The following is a 597-nucleotide window of genomic DNA, read 5'->3' on the forward strand; positions in this document are numbered from 1 at the left end:
CCGAAGATGTCTTCTGATTGCAAAAATTTGAGAGACTCGAACACACCGCCTTCTGTTCTTGTTTACGGAGAACAGACACAGCGTGTCGTTTCAATTTTCAGCTTGATCCAGATTTTTAAAGAGCAAAACTTCGCAGCACACCTTTTCAGGTATACTCTGAAGTTTTCTTGTTTTAAGCAGTAAAAGGATGGTGGAGCTATGCGGGATCGAACCGCAGACCTCCTGCGTGCAAGGCAGGCGCTCTCCCAGCTGAGCTATAACCCCATCGTATGGTCATCTCTGTTACCCTAATTCGTTTCCGGGCAAGGCGTGGTGATGCGAAGCATACATCAGTATGTGAGCATCGCCGCAACGCAGCACGGAGGCGAATTTGGTAGGCCTGAGTGGACTTGAACCACCGACCTCACCCTTATCAGGGGTGCGCTCTAACCACCTGAGCTACAAGCCTGCAGAGATTTTTACTGCTTTCATTTCATCAGACAATCTGTGTGAGCACTTCAAAGAACGCTTCTTTAAGGTAAGGAGGTGATCCAACCGCAGGTTCCCCTACGGTTACCTTGTTACGACTTCACCCCAGTCATGAATCACAAAGTGGTA

General features: G+C 48.4%; 2 tRNA genes and 1 rRNA gene. All 3 read right to left on the reverse strand.

What is annotated here, in order from left to right:
* Positions 1-188: 188 nt before the first annotated feature.
* Positions 189-264 (reverse strand) — tRNA-Ala (locus AC791_RS19425).
* A 107-nt stretch (positions 265-371) separates the two neighbouring features.
* Positions 372-448: transfer RNA gene (locus tag AC791_RS19430), tRNA-Ile, on the reverse strand.
* 70 nt (positions 449-518) lie between these two features.
* Positions 519-597: ribosomal RNA gene (locus tag AC791_RS19435) — 16S ribosomal RNA — on the reverse strand; the annotation flags it as partial.

The sequence above is a fragment of the Klebsiella sp. RIT-PI-d genome (assembly GCF_001187865.1).
Lineage (GTDB): Bacteria > Pseudomonadota > Gammaproteobacteria > Enterobacterales > Enterobacteriaceae > Superficieibacter.